General features: G+C 71.3%; 19 protein-coding genes. 8 read left to right on the forward strand and 11 right to left on the reverse strand.

Features of this window, described 5'->3' with window-relative positions; all coding sequences use genetic code 11:
* The first annotated feature begins 89 nt into the window (after window positions 1-89).
* On the forward strand, window positions 90-887 hold the full coding sequence (locus OHT57_RS11655; protein WP_328746077.1) for an SURF1 family cytochrome oxidase biogenesis protein: 798 nt from the start codon (window positions 90-92) through the stop codon (window positions 885-887).
* A 143-nt stretch (window positions 888-1,030) separates the two neighbouring features.
* Here OHT57_RS11655 and OHT57_RS11660 read toward each other — a convergent pair whose 3' ends face one another.
* From OHT57_RS11660 to OHT57_RS11670, 3 genes are all read right to left on the reverse strand, one after another.
* Window positions 1,031-1,231 carry a YbdD/YjiX family protein gene (locus OHT57_RS11660; RefSeq protein ID WP_328746078.1) on the reverse strand — a complete coding sequence of 67 codons (201 nt, stop codon included), beginning with the start codon at window positions 1,229-1,231 and terminating at the stop codon, window positions 1,031-1,033.
* A 95-nt stretch (window positions 1,232-1,326) separates the two neighbouring features.
* Complete coding sequence (locus tag OHT57_RS11665; RefSeq protein WP_328746079.1) at window positions 1,327-3,429, reverse strand: carbon starvation CstA family protein; 2,103 nt, start codon at window positions 3,427-3,429, stop codon at window positions 1,327-1,329.
* A gap of 136 nt (window positions 3,430-3,565) precedes the next feature.
* Window positions 3,566-3,781: a DUF3311 domain-containing protein gene (locus tag OHT57_RS11670; protein ID WP_328746080.1), complete on the reverse strand. Its 216-nt coding sequence runs from the start codon at window positions 3,779-3,781 to the stop codon at window positions 3,566-3,568.
* A gap of 166 nt (window positions 3,782-3,947) precedes the next feature.
* Between OHT57_RS11670 and OHT57_RS11675 the strand changes: the two genes are divergently transcribed.
* From OHT57_RS11675 to OHT57_RS11695, 5 genes are read left to right on the forward strand one after another with little or no spacing between them, the layout of a single operon-like run.
* Window positions 3,948-5,480: a sodium:solute symporter family protein gene (locus OHT57_RS11675; RefSeq protein ID WP_328746081.1), complete on the forward strand. Its 1,533-nt coding sequence runs from the start codon at window positions 3,948-3,950 to the stop codon at window positions 5,478-5,480.
* Window positions 5,477-6,046: a sigma-70 family RNA polymerase sigma factor gene (locus tag OHT57_RS11680; RefSeq protein WP_328746082.1), complete on the forward strand. Its 570-nt coding sequence runs from the start codon at window positions 5,477-5,479 to the stop codon at window positions 6,044-6,046. The genes OHT57_RS11675 and OHT57_RS11680 overlap by 4 nt, the downstream gene beginning before the upstream one ends.
* Complete coding sequence (locus OHT57_RS11685) at window positions 6,043-6,342, forward strand: hypothetical protein (protein WP_328746083.1); 300 nt, start codon at window positions 6,043-6,045, stop codon at window positions 6,340-6,342. Before OHT57_RS11680 ends, OHT57_RS11685 begins: the two co-directional genes overlap by 4 nt.
* A 33-nt stretch (window positions 6,343-6,375) precedes the next feature.
* Window positions 6,376-8,160: a glycoside hydrolase family 15 protein gene (locus OHT57_RS11690; protein WP_328746084.1), complete on the forward strand. Its 1,785-nt coding sequence runs from the start codon at window positions 6,376-6,378 to the stop codon at window positions 8,158-8,160.
* Window positions 8,161-8,165: 5 nt separating this feature from the next.
* Complete coding sequence (locus OHT57_RS11695; protein WP_328746086.1) at window positions 8,166-8,921, forward strand: SDR family oxidoreductase; 756 nt, start codon at window positions 8,166-8,168, stop codon at window positions 8,919-8,921.
* 50 nt (window positions 8,922-8,971) lie between these two features.
* Here the strand turns inward: OHT57_RS11695 and amaP are convergent, their stop codons facing one another.
* Genes amaP through OHT57_RS11720 form a run of 5 tightly spaced genes read right to left on the reverse strand, consistent with a single transcriptional unit; the run spans window position 8,972 to window position 11,316 of the window.
* Window positions 8,972-9,550 (reverse strand): alkaline shock response membrane anchor protein AmaP, encoded by a 579-nt coding sequence (gene amaP / locus OHT57_RS11700; RefSeq protein ID WP_328746087.1) that lies wholly within the window; start codon window positions 9,548-9,550, stop codon window positions 8,972-8,974.
* Window positions 9,551-9,555: 5 nt separating this feature from the next.
* Window positions 9,556-10,227: a DUF6286 domain-containing protein gene (locus tag OHT57_RS11705; protein WP_328746089.1), complete on the reverse strand. Its 672-nt coding sequence runs from the start codon at window positions 10,225-10,227 to the stop codon at window positions 9,556-9,558.
* A complete protein-coding gene (locus tag OHT57_RS11710; protein WP_328746090.1) occupies window positions 10,224-10,622 on the reverse strand; it encodes a hypothetical protein in 399 nt (132 codons plus the stop codon). Before OHT57_RS11710 ends, OHT57_RS11705 begins: the two co-directional genes overlap by 4 nt.
* Window positions 10,619-10,813, reverse strand: a complete 195-nt coding sequence (locus OHT57_RS11715) for a hypothetical protein (RefSeq protein WP_328746091.1) — start codon at window positions 10,811-10,813, stop codon at window positions 10,619-10,621. The genes OHT57_RS11710 and OHT57_RS11715 overlap by 4 nt, the downstream gene beginning before the upstream one ends.
* A gap of 38 nt (window positions 10,814-10,851) precedes the next feature.
* Entirely contained in the window at window positions 10,852-11,316 is a 465-nt protein-coding gene (locus tag OHT57_RS11720; protein WP_328746092.1) for an Asp23/Gls24 family envelope stress response protein, read from the reverse strand.
* Window positions 11,317-11,403: 87 nt separating this feature from the next.
* Between OHT57_RS11720 and OHT57_RS11725 the strand changes: the two genes are divergently transcribed.
* The gene (locus tag OHT57_RS11725) at window positions 11,404-12,120 is read left to right on the forward strand and encodes a nucleopolyhedrovirus P10 family protein (protein WP_328746093.1); all 717 of its coding nucleotides are present in this window, start codon (window positions 11,404-11,406) and stop codon (window positions 12,118-12,120) included.
* 4 nt (window positions 12,121-12,124) lie between these two features.
* Here OHT57_RS11725 and OHT57_RS11730 read toward each other — a convergent pair whose 3' ends face one another.
* The 3 genes from OHT57_RS11730 to OHT57_RS11740 form a co-directional block, all read right to left on the reverse strand.
* The gene (locus OHT57_RS11730) at window positions 12,125-12,937 is read right to left on the reverse strand and encodes an enoyl-CoA hydratase/isomerase family protein (RefSeq protein ID WP_328746094.1); all 813 of its coding nucleotides are present in this window, start codon (window positions 12,935-12,937) and stop codon (window positions 12,125-12,127) included.
* A 116-nt stretch (window positions 12,938-13,053) separates the two neighbouring features.
* Window positions 13,054-13,275: a helix-turn-helix domain-containing protein gene (locus OHT57_RS11735; protein ID WP_004002281.1), complete on the reverse strand. Its 222-nt coding sequence runs from the start codon at window positions 13,273-13,275 to the stop codon at window positions 13,054-13,056.
* 347 nt (window positions 13,276-13,622) lie between these two features.
* Window positions 13,623-15,221 carry an ABC-F family ATP-binding cassette domain-containing protein gene (locus OHT57_RS11740; protein ID WP_328746095.1) on the reverse strand — a complete coding sequence of 533 codons (1,599 nt, stop codon included), beginning with the start codon at window positions 15,219-15,221 and terminating at the stop codon, window positions 13,623-13,625.
* 265 nt (window positions 15,222-15,486) lie between these two features.
* Here OHT57_RS11740 and ypfJ point away from each other — a divergent pair, with 265 nt between their 5' ends.
* Window positions 15,487-16,377 carry a KPN_02809 family neutral zinc metallopeptidase gene (gene ypfJ, locus OHT57_RS11745; protein WP_328746096.1) on the forward strand — a complete coding sequence of 297 codons (891 nt, stop codon included), beginning with the start codon at window positions 15,487-15,489 and terminating at the stop codon, window positions 16,375-16,377.
* Window positions 16,378-16,394: the final 17 nt, after the last annotated feature.

Here is a 16,394-nt window from a genome sequence, read left to right on the forward strand (position 1 = left end):
CCCGCGCAGGACGGGGGACCGGCGTCGGCCACCACGTCCTTCCACACCCCTGTGCGAGCACCGCAAGGTCCGAGTTGTACGGTCGTGGGGTGTACCGCTTCCTGTTGTCCCGGCAGTGGGTGATCCTCACACTGGTCGCCCTCCTTCTCATCCCCACGATGATCAGGCTGGGTATCTGGCAGATGCACCGCTACGAGGAGCGCACCGCCCGCAACCAGCTGGTCTCGGACGCGCTGTCCGCGAAGGCGGTGCCCGTGGAGCGGATGACCTCGCCCGGACACACGGTCACCACGCACGACCGGTATCGCCGCGTGACCGCGAAGGGACACTTCGACACCCGGGACGAGGTCGTCGTCCGGCGTCGCACCAACTCCGACGACGAGGTCGGCTACCACGTACTGACTCCGTTCGTCCTCGACGACGGCAAGGTGCTGCTGGTCAACCGGGGGTGGATCCCTTCGGACGGCCCGAGCCAGACCGCGTTCCCCAAGATCCCGGCGCCGCCCGCGGGGCAGATCACCGTCACCGGGCGGTTGATGCCCGACGAGACGACCGCGGCGAGCGGTATCAAGAACCTCAAGGGGCTGCCGGACCGGCAGGTCATGCTGATCAACAGCGAGCAGGAGGCGGAGCGGCTGGGCGTCACGGTGCTCGGCGGCTACATCGCCCAGACCGCGCCCGAGCCGAAGGGCGACATCCCGGAGCTGATGGGCAGCAACCCCGGCATGGAGGACGCCGCGCTGAACTACGCGTACGCCATCCAGTGGTGGCTGTTCTCCGTGGGCGTGCCGATCGGCTGGGTGATCCTCGTGCGTCGTGAGCTCCGCGAGCGCCGGGAGAAGGCGGATCAGGACAGCCCTACGGCGGCGGAACCGGCCGTGGTGTAACCCTCACCGTCGCGGACGAGCCCCTCGGCAGCGCTCACTTTCCCGGACGGTCCCGCCAGTGGACGAACGTGCGTTCCGGCTCGGGCAGCAGCTCCCACGGATACCGGGTCATGTGCCCGCCCCGCGCTCCCTGGTGGACGGCGTCAGCAGCAGCGGCCCTGCGGGTGGGCCTCCTGGTGCCGCGTGCGCAGCACCTGGTACTCGCGCCGGGTCGGCACCGGCGCGATCGGGTGGTGGCGCAGATGCCGCTCGCAGTAGCGGTCGTACTCCGCCTCCCCGGTCAGCTCCCGCAGATACCACCGGACGGCCCGGGCCGATCGCCGGACGGCCGGCCCGAAGGACACGGCAACCCGCGACCGCCACCCCGCGCACCAAGCCCCCGACCGAACGGCCCGGGTGCCCCGAACTCCCCACCCCCCGGACACCCTCCGTCGGCCCCTCACGGACGCGTCCCCGCCATGGCCTCATGGCTCGGTTCGGCGGGCACGGCGAGCTGTGACTCGACGTACGGTGCCTCGGTGGTCGGCAGCGCTCCCGGGGTGCGGATCGCCCGTGCGCACACCGTCCCCGCGTTGACGAGCACGACCGCGACCAGCAGCAGGAACACCGCGATCAGCACCCCGTCGACCGTGGAGTTGGTGACCACCGTGTGCATGTCGCCGAGGGTCTTGGCGGGCGCGAGCACCTGGCCCGCGTCGATGCCGTCCGCGTACTTGGCCCGCTGGGCGAAGAAGCCGACCCGCGGGTCGTCGGAGAAGATCTTCTGCCAGCCCGCGGTGAAGGTGATCGCGACCACCCAGGCCAGCGGGACCCCGGTCACCCACGCCCAGCGCAGCTTCCCGGACTTGACGAGGACGGTGGTGGACACGGCCAGTGCGATCGCGGCGAGGAGCTGGTTGGCGATACCGAAGAGCGGGAAGAGCTGGTTGATTCCGCCGAGCGGGTCGGTGGCGCCGGTGTAGAGGAAGTAGCCCCAGGCCGCCACGACCAGGCCGCTGCACAGCCAGATACCGGGCTTCCAGTTGACCCGGCCGACCGGCTTCCAGACGTTGCCGAGCATGTCCTGGAGCATGAAGCGTCCGACCCGGGTGCCCGCGTCGACCGTCGTGAGGATGAACAGTGCCTCGAACATGATCGCGAAGTGGTACCAGAAGGCCTTCATGGCGGTACCGCCGAACACCCCGGAGAAGATCTCCGACATGCCGACCGCGAGGGTCGGGGCGCCTCCGGACCGGGCGATCAGGGACTGTTCCTCGACCGCCTTGGCGGCCTGGGTCAGCTGGTCGGGTGTGATGATGAAACCGAGGCCCGCCACCGCGTGCGAGGCCGACTGGGCCGTCGTACCCAGCAGCCCCGCGGGGGCGTTCATCGCGTAGTACAGGCCGGGCTCCAGGGTCGCCGCCGCGATCAGCGCCATGATCGCGACGAACGACTCCATCAGCATGGCGCCGTAGCCGATGAGACGGACCTGCGACTCCTTCTGGATCAGCTTCGGCGTCGTGCCGGAGGAGACCAGCGCGTGGAAGCCGGACAGGGCGCCGCAGGCGATCGTGATGAACAGGAAGGGGAACAGGGACCCCGCGAACACCGGCCCCGCCCCCGACGAGGCGAAGTCGCTCACCGCGTCCGCGCGCAGGACCGGGGCCGCGACCACGACGCCGACCGCGAGCAGCGCGATCGTGCCGATCTTCATGAAGGTGGAGAGGTAGTCGCGGGGGGCGAGGAGCATCCACACCGGGAGTACGGACGCCACGAAGCCGTAGCCGATCAGGCAGAAGACCAGGGTCGTCGGACTGAGGGTGAAGGCGGAGGCCAGCGACGACTCCTGGACCCAGCTGCCGCCGACGATGGCGAGCAGCAGCAGGGCGACGCCGATGAGGCTGGTCTCCACGACCCGGCCGGGGCGGATGCGGTGCATCCAGAAGCCCATGAACAGGGCGATGGGGACGGTCATCGCGACGGAGAAGGTGCCCCACGGGGAGTGGGCGAGGGCGTTCACGACGACCAGGGCCAGCACCCCCAGCAGGATGATCATGATGGCGAAGACCGCTATCAGGGCCGCCGCCCCGCCGGCCCGGCCGATCTCGGCCCGAGCCATCTGCCCGAGCGACGTGCCGTCCCGGCGCATGGACAGGAACAGCACGACCATGTCCTGCACCGCGCCCGCGAAGATCACTCCGGCGACGATCCACAGGGTGCCGGGCAGGTAGCCCATCTGTGCCGCGAGGACGGGGCCGACCAGCGGTCCCGCACCGGCGATCGCCGCGAAGTGGTGGCCGAGGAGCACCCGGCGGTCGGTGGGATGGAAGTCGACGCCGTCCTCGAGGCGTTCGGCCGGGGTGGCGCGGCGGTCGTCCGGTCGCAGGACGCGGCGGACGATGAAGCGGGAGTAGAAGCGGTAGGCGATCGCGTACGAACCGAGCGCGGCGACGACCAGCCAGACCGCGGAGATCCTCTCGCCGCGGGCCAGTGCGAGGACGCCCCAGGCGACCGCGCCGAGCAGCGCGACAACGGCCCACAAAAGGATCGAACGAGGCGACATACGTGACTTTTCAGGCGCCTCAAGGGCAGGCTGAAGGACGGTTTCGGGCATGGCGGCTCCTCACCGGAAACGGTGGAACAAGAGGCAGGAATCGAGACGGAGGTCGAGACGGAGAACGGGAGCGGAAACAGCGGACTCAGCGGCGATGTCGGTCCGACAGCGCATACGCGGCGAGCAGGCACAGACCGCACCCCGGCACCCAGGCGAGCTGGTACCAGTAGAAGAACGGCGTGCCCGCCAGGCGCGGCTCCGCACCGGCGTACATCGGAACCCACAGCAGTCCCGCGGCGGGCGCGAGAAGCAGTACGGCGATCGCGACGCGCCGTAGCCGGTGATGACCGGTTTGTGCCATGCCCCGCACTCCTCTCCCCGTCGCTGTCGGTCTGTGCAAGAGTTGCCCACCTCCCGCAGACGGTTGACAGCGAATTCCGGGAAGATTTCCCGCCGATGTCCGTCATCCGAACCGGCGGTCCGCGCAACTTAAGCGCGAGGGCACAGACACACCAAGGACGGTGACCATGGCCGACAGCGCCATGACCGCGACGTTCCTCGCCGTGATCGGCGGAGCGTCGCTGCTCGCCGTGACCGCGCGCCGGCTTCGCCCCAGCGACCGGCTGCCGTCCCTGGAGGGCTGGGCGCTCGCCGACCGCAGTCTCGGCCCGGTGTGGACCTGGCTGCTGCTCGGCGGCACGATCTTCACCGCGTACACCTTCACGGCCGTGCCGGGTCTCGCGTACGGCAACGGCGCCGCCGCCTTCTTCGCGGTGCCGTACACGGTGATCGTCTGTCCGATCGCCTTCGTGCTGCTCAGCCGTCTGGGCGAGGTGGCCCGCCGGCACGGTTACATCACCGCCGCCGACTTCGTGCGCGGCCGCTACGGTTCGCCGCCGCTGGCCCTGGTGGTCGCGCTGACCGGGATCCTGGCGACCATGCCGTATCTGGCGCTCCAACTGCTCGGGATACGGGCGGTGTTGACCGCCGGGGGCGTCTACCCGCGGGGCGCGACCGGTGACCTGGTGATGGTGGCGTTGTTCGCGGGGCTGGCGGTGGCCACCTACCGGCACGGGCTGCGGGCACCCACCGTGATCTCGGCGCTCAAGGCGGTCGCCGTCTTCGTCTCGCTCACCGCCGTCACCTGGCTGGTCCTGGCACGGCTCGGCGGACCGGGCAAGGTGTTCGACGGGGCGGCCGAACGCCTCGGCGGGCCGGCACTCCTGCTCTCCCCCGAGCAGCAGCCCGCCTACGCCACCCTCGCCCTCGGTTCCGCCCTCGCCCTCCTGATGTACCCGCACGTCCTGACCGCCGGTTTCGCCGCCGACGGGCCCCGCACCCTGCGCAAGGTCGCGGTGGCCCTGCCCGCCTGGACGGGGCTGCTCGCGCTCTTCGGGTTTCTCGGGATCGCGGCGCTCGCGGCGGGGGTCCGGGCGCCTGCGGGCGGCGCCGAGACCGCCGTACCGATGCTGGTGGACCGGCTGATGCCGGGGCCGCTGGCCGGGCTGGTGTTCGGCGCGATCACCGTGGGGGCGCTGGTGCCGGCCGCGGTGATGTCGATCGCGGCGGCCACCAGCTTCGTCCGCAACGTGTACGTCGAGTACGTGCACCCCACCGCCACGCCCAAGCGGCAGGTGCGGATCGCCAAGGCGGTGTCACTGACGGCGAAGGTGGGCGCGGTGGCGTTCGTGTTCGGGCTGCGCGACCAGGACGCCGTCAACCTCCAACTCCTCGGCGGGGTCTGGATCCTGCAGATCTTCCCGGCCGTCGCCGTGGGCCTGTTCACCGGCCGGCTGCATCCGCGGGCCCTGCTCGCCGGATGGGGCGCGGGCATGCTGGCCGGCACCTTCCTGGTCGTACGCGAGGGGTTCTCGTCGATCGGTGCCGGTCCGTTCCAGATCTACGCCGGGCTCGTCGCCCTCCTGCTGAACCTGGCCGTCGCCCTCGCCGGGACGACCGTCCTCGAACGTCTCGGCGTCCCGCGCGGCGCCGACCTCACCGACCTACCGTCGCGCCTGACCGTCAGGCGGCGCCCCGAGACGGGAGCGAACCACCCGTGAGACAGCATCTGAGACACGGCACCCCGCCACCGGTGCCGCTCGCCCCCGCCGCGGCGGACCCTGCCGAGCTGGAGCGCGAGGCCGGTGTGGCCCGGTTGTTCGAGCTGCACTACGCCTCGATGCTCCGCCTCGCCGTGCTGCTCGGCGCCGACGACCCGGAGAACGTGGTCGCCGAGGCCTACTACCAGATCTACCGGAAGTGGCGGCGCCTGAGGGACACCGAGGCCGCGGAGGCCTATCTGCGTTCCACGGTCTGCAATCTGACCCGGATGCGGATACGGCACCTCCAGGTCGCCCGCAGACACGTGGAGAACCCGCCGACGTCGGTGGGCGAGCTCGTCGCGTCCGCCGAGAGCACCGCGCTCCTCCACGACGACCAGCGCGTCCTCATCGACGCGCTCCAGCATCTGCCCGCCCGGCAGCGCGAGGCGCTGGTGCTGCGGCACTGGCTCGGACTGAAGGAGAGCGAGATCGCCTCCGCGATGGGCATCTCCTGCGGCTCCGTCAAGACCCACACGGCACGCGGCCTCGCCGCCCTGACCCAGGCGATGGAGGCCCGGCGATGACGCATCGAGACGCGACCCCGTCGCATGACACCAGCCCGGACCGAACCGAGCAGGAGCTCCAGGAGGCCCTCGCCGCGCTGGCGGGCGGGGTGCACGCGGCCCCCGACGCCTATCGCACGGCACGCGGCGAGTGGCTGCGCCGCGAGCGCCGCCGCCGGCTCGTCCTCACCGTCCTCATCGCCGTCGTGTTCGCGCTGGCGACACTGATCGGCCTGTGGGTGCTGAACCAGACTCCGGCGCACCCGGGGGTGATCTTCTCCGGCACCACGGCGTCACTCCCCCGGCCGCACCCCTGATTGCCCCCGCGACCAGCCGGGAACCCGCACTTCGTGCACCCCCGTATCGAGGACTACGCCCTCATCGGCGACGAACAGACCGCGGCCCTGGTCGGCATGGACGGTTCCGTGGACTGGCTGTGCCTGCCCCGCTTCGACTCGGCGGCCTGCTTCGCCAGGCTGCTCGGCGACGAGGAGAACGGCCACTGGCGGATCGCCCCGAAGGGGGCGGACCGTTGTACGAGGCGCGGCTACCGCCCCGACACTCTCGTGCTGGACACCGAGTGGGAGACCGACGAGGGCGCGGTGCGGGTCACCGACCTGATGCCGCAGCGCGACGGTGCCCCCGACCTCGTACGCGTCGTCGAGGGGCTCCGCGGGACGGTGACCGTCCGCAGCACCCTCAGGATCCGCTTCGACCACGGTTCGGTCATGCCGTGGGTCCGCCGCTCCGACGGTCACCGGGTGGCGATCGCGGGGCCCGACTCGGTGTGGCTGCGCAGCGAACCCGCGGTGCACACCTGGGGCGAGGACTTCGGCACGCACTCGGAGTTCACGGTGGAGGCGGGCGAGAAGGTCGCCTTCGTCCTCACCTGGCACCCCTCGCACGAACCGCGCCCGCCGCTGATCGAGCCGTACGAGACCCTTCAGGCCAGCGTCGCCGACTGGCGGGCCTGGGCTGCCCGGTGCCGTTACGACGGCCCCCACCGGGATGCCGTCGTCCGCTCCCTGATCACCCTCAAGGCCCTCACCTACGCCCCCACCGGCGGCATCGTCGCCGCCCCCACCACCTCACTGCCCGAGGAGCTCGGCGGGGTCCGCAACTGGGACTACCGCTACTGCTGGCTGCGCGACTCGACCCTCACCCTGGGCGCCCTGCTGTCCTGCGGCTACCAGGAGGAGGCCGGGGCCTGGCGCGACTGGCTGCTGCGCGCGGTCGCCGGCGACCCGGCGGACCTGCAGATCATGTACGGCCTCGCGGGCGAGCGCCGGCTGCCCGAGTCCGAACTGCCGTGGCTGGCCGGTTTCGGCGGCTCGAAGCCCGTACGCATCGGGAACGAGGCCGTCGACCAGCTCCAACTGGACGTGTACGGCGAGGTCATGGACTCCCTGTCGCTGGCCCGGCGCTCGGGCCTGCCCGCCAAGCCGCACATGTGGTCCCTGCAGTGCGCGCTCCTGGAGTTCCTGCGCGAGGTGTGGCGGCAGCCCGACGAGGGGCTGTGGGAGGTGCGCGGCGGCCGGCAGCAGTTCGTCCACTCGAAGGTGATGGTCTGGGTCGCCGCCGACCGGGCCGTACGCACGCTGGAGGAAAACCCCGAGCTGCGCGGCGACCTGGACGGCTGGCGCGCGATGCGCGACGAGGTGCACCGCGAGGTGTGCGAGAAGGGCTACGACCCCGAACGCAACACCTTCACCCAGTACTACGGCTCGCGCGAACTCGACGCGTCCCTGCTGCTGATCCCCCGCGTCGGCTTCCTGCCGCCCGACGACCCACGCGTCGTCGGCACCATCGACGCGGTCCGCGCGGAGCTGGACCACGGCGGGTTCGTACGGCGGTACAGCGCCGAGGAGACGCCCGTGGACGGGCTGCCGGGAGGCGAGGGCACGTTCCTCGTGTGCTCGTTCTGGCTCGCCGACACCCTGCACATGACGGGCCGTACGAAGGAGGCGCGGGACCTGTTCGAACGGCTGCTTGGTCTGGCCAACGACGTGGGCCTGCTGTCCGAGGAGTACGACCCGGTGGCCGGCGTCCAGCTCGGCAACTTCCCGCAGGCGTTCAGCCACATCGGGCTGGTGAACACCGCCCTCACCCTGTACGGGGACGAGGAGGCAGGATAGAAGCCATGGATCTTGGACTGAAGGACCGTGTGTACATCGTCACCGGAGCGACCCGCGGGCTCGGCAACGCGGCCGCGCGCGAGCTGGTCGCCGACGGGGCGAAGGTCGTACTGACCGGCCGGGAGGAGAAGCGGGCGGTGGCCGCGGCGGCCGAGCTGGGGCCGAACGCCGTCGGGGTGGCCGTCGACAACGCCGATCCCTCCGCGCCGGAACAGCTGATCGCCGCGGCGCGGGAGCACTTCGGGCGGTTCGACGGGGTGCTGATCAGCGTCGGCGGGCCCGCGCCCGGTTTCGTCGCGGACAACACCGACGAGCAGTGGCAGGCCGCGTTCGAGTCCGTGTTCCTCGGAGCGGTCCGGCTGGCCCGGGCGGCCGCGGCGGAACTCGACGCCGGGGGCGTCATCGGGTTCGTGCTGTCGGCGTCGGTGCACGAGCCGATTCCCGGGCTGACCATTTCGAACGGGCTGCGGCCCGGTCTCGCCGGGTTCGCCAAGTCCCTCTCCGACGAACTGGGGCCGCGGGGCATCCGGGTGGTGGGGCTGCTGCCGTCCCGGATCGACACGGATCGCGTGCGCGAGCTGGACGGGCTGTCCGCGGATCCGGAGGCCACCCGGGCTGCGAACGAGTCGCGGATTCCGTTGCGGCGGTACGGGACGCCGGAGGAGTTCGGCCGGGCGGCGGCGTTCTTGCTGTCTCCGGCTGCTTCCTATCTGACGGGGGTCATGCTGCCGGTCGACGGGGGCATGCGGCACGGGTTCTAGCTGCGGCCCGGTGGAGGACGAGGGCGCAGTTCACCGCGCCCTCGGAAGCCTCAACCGACCCTTTCCGCCTTGTGCTTGACGCCGGTCATGCGGACCTCCGCCGGAAGTGACTCCAGCCCCGCCGAATCGCGGGCGTGGGCCAGGGCCTGAGTCGTCAGGTGGTGCAGGGCCGCCCCCGGGTCCACATGCGGTTCCAGCAGGAGGCGTACGTGGGTCTCCGGGGCGTCCGGGCGGCCGGTCAGGCCCACCTGGGCTCGCTGGACGCCGTCCAACTGCCCTGCGTCGCCCGCCAGTACGGCTTCCAGGGCGCGGCCCCTCAGGAGCGCGCCCTCGCCGTCGCCGGTGTTGACGCGCACCTCGGTGAGCCGGCGCCGGCGGAGCACCGCCGTGAGCCACCACAGGGTCAGGAGCACCACGAGAGCCAGTGCGGCGATGACCGTCGGCCACCACCAGCCGTCGCCGTTCCAGCGGGTGCGCTGCGCGTCGCTCAGCAGTACGTCGTGCCTGCCGTCGTGGATCCACCGGGACGGCGGGTCCAGACCGAGGCCCACGGCGAGCACCGAGCCGCCGCCGACGAGCAGTACCAGGCCCACCAGGGCGATCAGTACGCGGTTGACGGTCCTCAGCATCGGCCTCAGCCCTTCCTCGTCGTCCGTGCCACGTGCACCGAGAGGGCCGGGGGCCGGGCCAGGCCCAGTGCCCTGATCGCCTCGGTGAGCGACAGGTCCAAGTCGGCCTGTACGTCGTCCAGTTCGCGGAAGTGGGAAACCGCGCGGACGTCGGCCTTCGTCCTGCTCATCCGCACCTGGGCGGACTGGACCCCGGAGACCTCCATGGCGCGGTCGCGCAGCACCATGGCGGCCGCGTCCCGGTGCAGGCCGGCGCGGACGTCGGAGTGGGTGCGGTGCATCGGCAGGACGGCTCGCAGGCCGGGTGTGACGGCCAGCAGGATCAGCCACAGGCCCAGAGCCGCGGCGACACCCGCGCCGACCAGGACCCAGGGGTCGTCCAGGGGGCGCTCGGCGAGCTGCCGGGAGAGTTCGTGGCGCCAGTGCATCGCGGGGCGATGGGCCCGGACGGCCGCGATGTCGTACAGGAAGAGACCCGCGACGAGCAGGACCAGCAGGGCGACGATGCCCGCCGGAACCCTGCGCGCCGACCAGAAGCGGCGTTCGCCGCCCGCCCCGCCCTCCGGTGGTCCGTACGCGGCGGCCGACGCGGACCGGTCTCGCCCGTCCCCTTCCGCCGCCCGCTCGATGACCGGCAGTCGTTGTGTGGTGCCCTCGGAGCCCTGGGGCTCGCTCATCGCGCCCTCCCCTGTGCCGCGCCGTACGCCTGTGCCGGATGCAGCCGCTCCACCTGGACGGTCACCTCCGACACCTCCATGTCCACCAACGCGACTACCCGCTCGACCACTTGCTGACGCACCGCGCGGCAAAGCGCGCCGATGTCGCACGGGTAGGCCAGTTCGAGGTGCATGCGGATGCGGGCGGTTCCGTGGTGGACCATGACGGTGGTGTAAGGGGGCGCGGCCCCGGCCGGGAGTTCTCCGAGCGCCTCGCGGGCCGCCTGTGCAGCCACCTTCGAGACCACGCGGTCGGCGATGTTCGTCGCGCCGCGCTCGCCGGGCGGGACGGCGGTGGCGGTCCGGGGTCTGCGGAGTTCACCCGTCTCGTCGGCCGCGCCGCTCACGGACGTCATCGCCGCCGGTCACGCCGGTCGTCACGGCTGCGGAAGAGGTCGCCGACCTCCAGGTCCCCCTCCAGGAACCGGCCGACGACGAAGCCGATGGCGCCCAGCGCCGCCACCAGCAGGAAGGCGCCGAACCCGCCGAAATACCCGGCGAATCCCAGCGCCATGCCGGCGATCATGCCGACCACGGCCATGCTCATCGTGCGCTCCCTAACGATCCCTCGGGGTGTGGTCCGTGCTACTGGATGCGGGGCTCGGGCTCCTCGTCCTCCTCGTCGGGCAGCTTCACGTCGCTCACCGCGATGTTGACCTCGACGACCTCCAGGCCGGTCATCCGCTCCACCGCCGCGACCACGTTCTCCCGCACCGCCCGGGCCACGTCGGCGATGGAGACGCCGTACTCGACGACGATCTCCAGGTCGAGCGCGGTCTGCACCTCGCCGACCTCGGCCTTGACTCCGCGGGACACGGACTTGGACCCGCCGGGCACCCGGTCCCGTACGGCCGAGAAGGTGCGGCTCAGCCCGCTGCCCATCGCGTGCACGCCGAGGACATCGCGTGCCGCGAGCCCGGCGATCTTCTCCACGACGCCGTCGGCGATGGTGGTCCGCCCACGGGTCGCCGGGTCGCCGCCGCCGCGTTTGATCGCCTTGCGGGGCTGCGCAGACGTCTCCACCTCGGGGCTCTGCGTCATGTCGGTCATCGCCGTACATCCCTTCCGGTCGTCGTCCTTCGACCACCGTAAGTGCCGTTGCGCGATCGCGCCCCGGAGATGCGGCAGGCTAGAGCAATGACTGCGGATCAGTGGACGCGGGCGGTACGGCACCACCTCGGGCCGGGGCGGCTGCTGCCCCTGGGAGGGCCGCGCGAGGGGGCCTGGATCTCGGAGGAGGCGGCTCACGCGGTGTTGCGGTCCGCCGCGGCGGACCTGCGGGACGTACGGCTGGGAGCGCTGCGGACCGGCCTCGCCGACCCTGAGGACACGTACGAGCCCGTCGTACCGGCGCCGCCCGGCGCGCTGCCGCCCGGCCCGCTGCGGCTGACCGCGGAGTTCGGGGCGACGCCCGCCGAGCCGCTGCCGGTGACGTCGGAGCTCCTGCGCACGGCGCTCGCGCGGGCGGCGGCCGAGCTGCTGGGGCTGGAGCTCGGCGCGGTGGACCTGCGGGTGACGGCCCTGCTGGACGTGGACGCCGAACCGTCTCCCGTACGACGGTCCGAGCCGCCGCGACCTGCGGAGGCGGGCCCGGGTGATGAGGCCCTCGCTGCCGCGGCCGCGCTGGCAGTCCCCGGTGCGGTCCGGCTGACCGGGCTGCTGGGGCGCCCGGTGCACATCGGGGAGCGGGAGAGCGGGGACGGCTCCCTCGGGCGCCGCCATGTCCGTGTGGAACTGGCGACGGGCGCGGACCGCCGGGCCCTGGACGTGGCCCGGGACGTCCGCGCCGCCGTGGCTGAGGTGCTGCCGGATCGTCCGACGGTGGCGGTGCTGGTGACGGCCGTGGAGGTCTGAGGACCTACTCGCCGACGCCGGCCAGGTCCCGCAGCCGGCGCGTCTGAGCCGCTCGCTCGGCGCCGCGCTGCTCGTCGTAGGTGCGGTCCTGGGCGCCCCGCAGCAGCGCCTTGGTCTCGATGACGGCGTCGCGGGGGGCGGACAGGAGCGCGGCCGTCAGGTCCCGTACGGCGCCGTCGAGCCGGTCCAGGGGGACGGCGATGTTGGCGAGGCCGGTGCTCACCGCCTCCTCGGCCGTGACGAAGCGCCCGGTGGCGCAGATCTCCAGCGCCCGGGCGTAACCGACGAGGCCCACCAGGGGGTGGGTGCCGGTGAGGTCGGGGACCAGGCCGAGGCTGGTCTCGCGCATGGCGAACTGCACGTCGTCGGCGACGACGCGCAGGTCACAGGCGAGGGCGAGCTGGAAGCCCGCCCCGATGGCATACCCCTGTACTGCGGCGATGGACACGACGTCACTGCGCCGCCACCAGGTGAAGCCTTCCTGGAACTCCGCGATGGCGGCGTCGATCTCGGCGTCACCACTGCGGGCGAGCTCGATGAACGACGGCTCGCCCTCGATCCCCTCCGGCGTGAACATCTGCCGGTCGAGCCCCGCGGAGAAGGACTTGCCTTCACCGCGCAGCACCACCACACGGACGGAGCCCGGCACGAGCCGACCCGCCTCGGCGAGCGCTCGCCACAGAGCGGGGCTCTGCGCGTTGCGCTTGGCCGGGTTGGTCAGCGTCACCGTGGCGAGGGAGTCCTCGACGGTGAGCCTCACGCCGTCCTTGTCGAGCAGGGGAACGAGTTCCTGGCCATCCTGAGTGGACGTAGCCATGGGGTGCCTCCGATGCGTGCGGTCAGCAGAGCGCTGCTAAGTGACTGCACAGTAACCACCCGGCCGGTCGGTCGACCGACCGGGTGGTCACCATCGAAGCCGATGGGCCGTCCGGTTCAGGACGATGCGGCCTTCTTGCCCCGCGTCGCTCCGCCACGCCCACGAAGCGTGACGCCCGATTCGCTGAGCATCCGATGCACGAAGCCATACGAGCGGCCGGTTTCTTCGGCCAGCGCCCGAATGCTCGCACCGGAGTCGTACTTCTTCTTCAGGTCTGCCGCGAGCTTGTCACGCGCGGCGCCGGTTACCCGGCTGCCCTTCTTCAGAGTCTCGGCCACCCGTGCCTCCTCATAGGAAGTGCGCTCTGGTCCCCTCATGATCACCCCTCCAGGCGTTCATGGCCACCCATTCGGCAAGGTCCGTAAGACCTGGTTTTGACGACAGGAGCGAGTCCCCACATACGGAATCTGTGATTCCACACAGCCGCGTTCGTACCCCCGAACGGGTTATATCGTGAAGTCCCAGGTCAGAGACGTGCGACGGCCGGGCCCTTGTCGATAAAGGGCCCGGCCGCGAAATGGATGTAGGACACACCTCGGTACGAGGAGATCTCACACAGATGATGGATCACGGATCGGCCGAATGATCCATACGCCGTGGATCACCCCGTGGATCACGCTTTCGATCAGGCCAGGGCGACCAGATCCGCGTAGTCGGCACCCCACAGGTCCTCGACGCCGTCGGGGAGCAGGATGATCCGCTCCGGCTGGAGCGCCTCGACGGCGCCCTCGTCGTGGGTCACCAGGACGACCGCGCCCTTGTAGGTGCGCAGCGCGCCGAGGATCTCCTCGCGGCTGGCCGGGTCGAGGTTGTTGGTGGGCTCGTCGAGGAGCAGGACGTTCGCCGAGGAGACGACCAGGGTGGCGAGCGCCAGCCGGGTCTTCTCGCCGCCGGAGAGGACACCGGCCGGCTTGTCGACGTCGTCGCCGGAGAACAGGAACGAGCCGAGCGTCTTGCGCACCTCGACGAGGTCGAGGTCGGGGGCCGCCGACCGCATGTTCTCCAGGACCGTGCGCTCGGGGTCGAGGGTCTCGTGCTCCTGGGCGTAGTAGCCGAGCTTGAGACCGTGGCCGGGGACGACGGCGCCCGTGTCCGGCTGCTCGGTCCCGGCGAGCAGGCGCAGCAGGGTCGTCTTGCCCGCGCCGTTGAGACCCAGGATGACCACGCGCGAGCCCTTGTCGATCGCCAGGTCGACGTCGGTGAAGATCTCCAGCGAGCCGTACGACTTCGACAGGCCCTCCGCCATCAGCGGGGTCTTCCCGCAGGGGGCGGGCTCGGGGAAGCGCAGCTTGGCCACCTTGTCCTGCTGGCGCACCGCGTCGAGGCCCGCGAGCAGCCGGTCGGCGCGCTTGGCCATGTTCTGCGCGGCGACGGTCTTGGTGGCCTTGGCGCGCATCTTGTCGGCCTGCGAGTGCAGGGCGGCGGCCTTCTTCTCGGCGTTCTGCCGCTCGCGCTTGCGGCGCTTCTCGTCCGCCTCGCGCTGCTGCTGGTAGAGCTTCCAGCCCATGTTGTAGACGTCGATCTGGGCCCGGTTGGCGTCCAGGTAGAAGACCTTGTTGACGACCGTCTCGACCAGGTCGACGTCGTGGGAGATCACGATGAAACCGCCGCGGTACGTCTTGAGGTAGTCGCGCAGCCAGATGATCGAGTCGGCGTCGAGGTGGTTGGTCGGCTCGTCGAGGAGCAGCGTGTCGGCGTCGGAGAAGAGGATCCGGGCCAGTTCGATACGGCGGCGCTGACCACCGGAGAGGGTGTGCAGGGGCTGGCCCAGCACCCGGTCGGGGAGGTTCAGCGCGGCGGCGATGGTGGAGGCCTCGGCCTCGGCGGAGTATCCGCCCTTGGTGAGGAACTCCGTCTCCTGGCGCTCGTACTGCCGCAGCGCCTTCTCCTGGGTGGCACCGCTGCCGTTGGCGATGCGCTGCTCGTTGTCGCGCATCTTCTTCAGCAGTACGTCGAGTCCGCGCGCGGAGAGGATGCGGTCCCGGGCGAGTACGTCGAGGTCGCCGGTGCGGGGGTCCTGGGGAAGGTAACCGACCTCGCCGGACCGGGTGATCTGGCCCGCGGCGGGGATGCCCTGGCCTGCGAGGCACTTGGTCAGGGTGGTCTTCCCCGCGCCGTTGCGGCCGACCAGGCCGATGCGGTCGCCCTTGGCGACCCGGAAGGTGGCGGACTCGATGAGGACTCGGGCGCCGGCGCGCAGCTCGATACCGGTGGCGGAGATCACGGACAGACTCCAGGGCGGGTTGGTGGCGGGAAGGGCGGCTGAGGACGTTCCCGCCGTCTAATGCGCGAGGAGAATGGCCATGGGCCAAGTCTAACGGGGCCGTGCAAGCACTTCTTCTGCGTTCGGGTGTTCGGTTGGTCTCCCTTCGGGCATCCGATCGGTCCGGGTTGTCGTCCCTCGTCCGGGTGTATCTCCGAGGCCGGGGACGGGTGGCCGGGCAAAGATGCCCTGCAAGGGGCCGGTGCGCGCAGAGGGCGGAGTCCGCATGCAGTTCGACGACGATGCCAGGCTGGACACCTCCGAGGTGCAGGACGTGCGGGGCAGCCGCATCCCGGGCGGCCGGGCGACCGTCGGCGGCGGTGTCGTCGGACTGATCGCGCTGGTGCTGGGGCTGTTCCTCGGGGTCGGGCCGGACCAGCTCGGCCTCACCGACGGCAGTTCCCAGCCCGCGGGCACCGCGTCCAGCCTTGCCGAGGTCCAGCGGAGCTGCCACACCGGGCAGGACGCGAACACACGGGACGACTGCCGGATCGTGGCGGTGGTCAACAGCGTGCAGGACTACTGGGACCAGGAGTTCGAGCGCCGCCGCGCCACCTACACGGCCTCCCCCACGGTCTTCTTCAGTCAGCAGGTCGGTACCGCGTGCGGGTCGGCGACCTCGGCGGTGGGGCCCTTCTACTGCCCCGGTGACCGGAAGGTCTATCTGGACCTGGAGTTCTTCGACGAACTGCGGTCGAAGTTCGGGGCGAGCGGAGGAGCCTTCGCCCAGGCCTATGTCGTCGCGCACGAGTACGGCCATCACGTGCAGGACCTGACGGGCACGCTGAGCCGGTCGCAGGACGGACGTGCGGGCGCGGACAGCAACTCGGTGAAGGTGGAGCTGCAGGCGGACTGCTATGCCGGGGTGTGGGCCCATCACGCGACCACGACGAAGGACGAGTCGACCGGGCGGCCGCTGATCACGAGCCTGACCGAGGCCGACATCACCGACGGTCTGGACGCGGCGGCGGCCGTGGGCGACGACCGGATCCAGGAACGGTTCCAGGGGCGGGTGACGCCGGAGACGTGGACGCACGGGTCTGCGCAGCAGCGCCAGCAGTGGTTCCGGGAGGGCTACCGGACCGGGGACATGGCACGGTGCGACACCTTCCGCTGAGCCGTCCGCCCTGCCCA

Source organism: Streptomyces sp. NBC_00285, assembly GCF_036174265.1.
GTDB lineage: Bacteria > Actinomycetota > Actinomycetes > Streptomycetales > Streptomycetaceae > Streptomyces.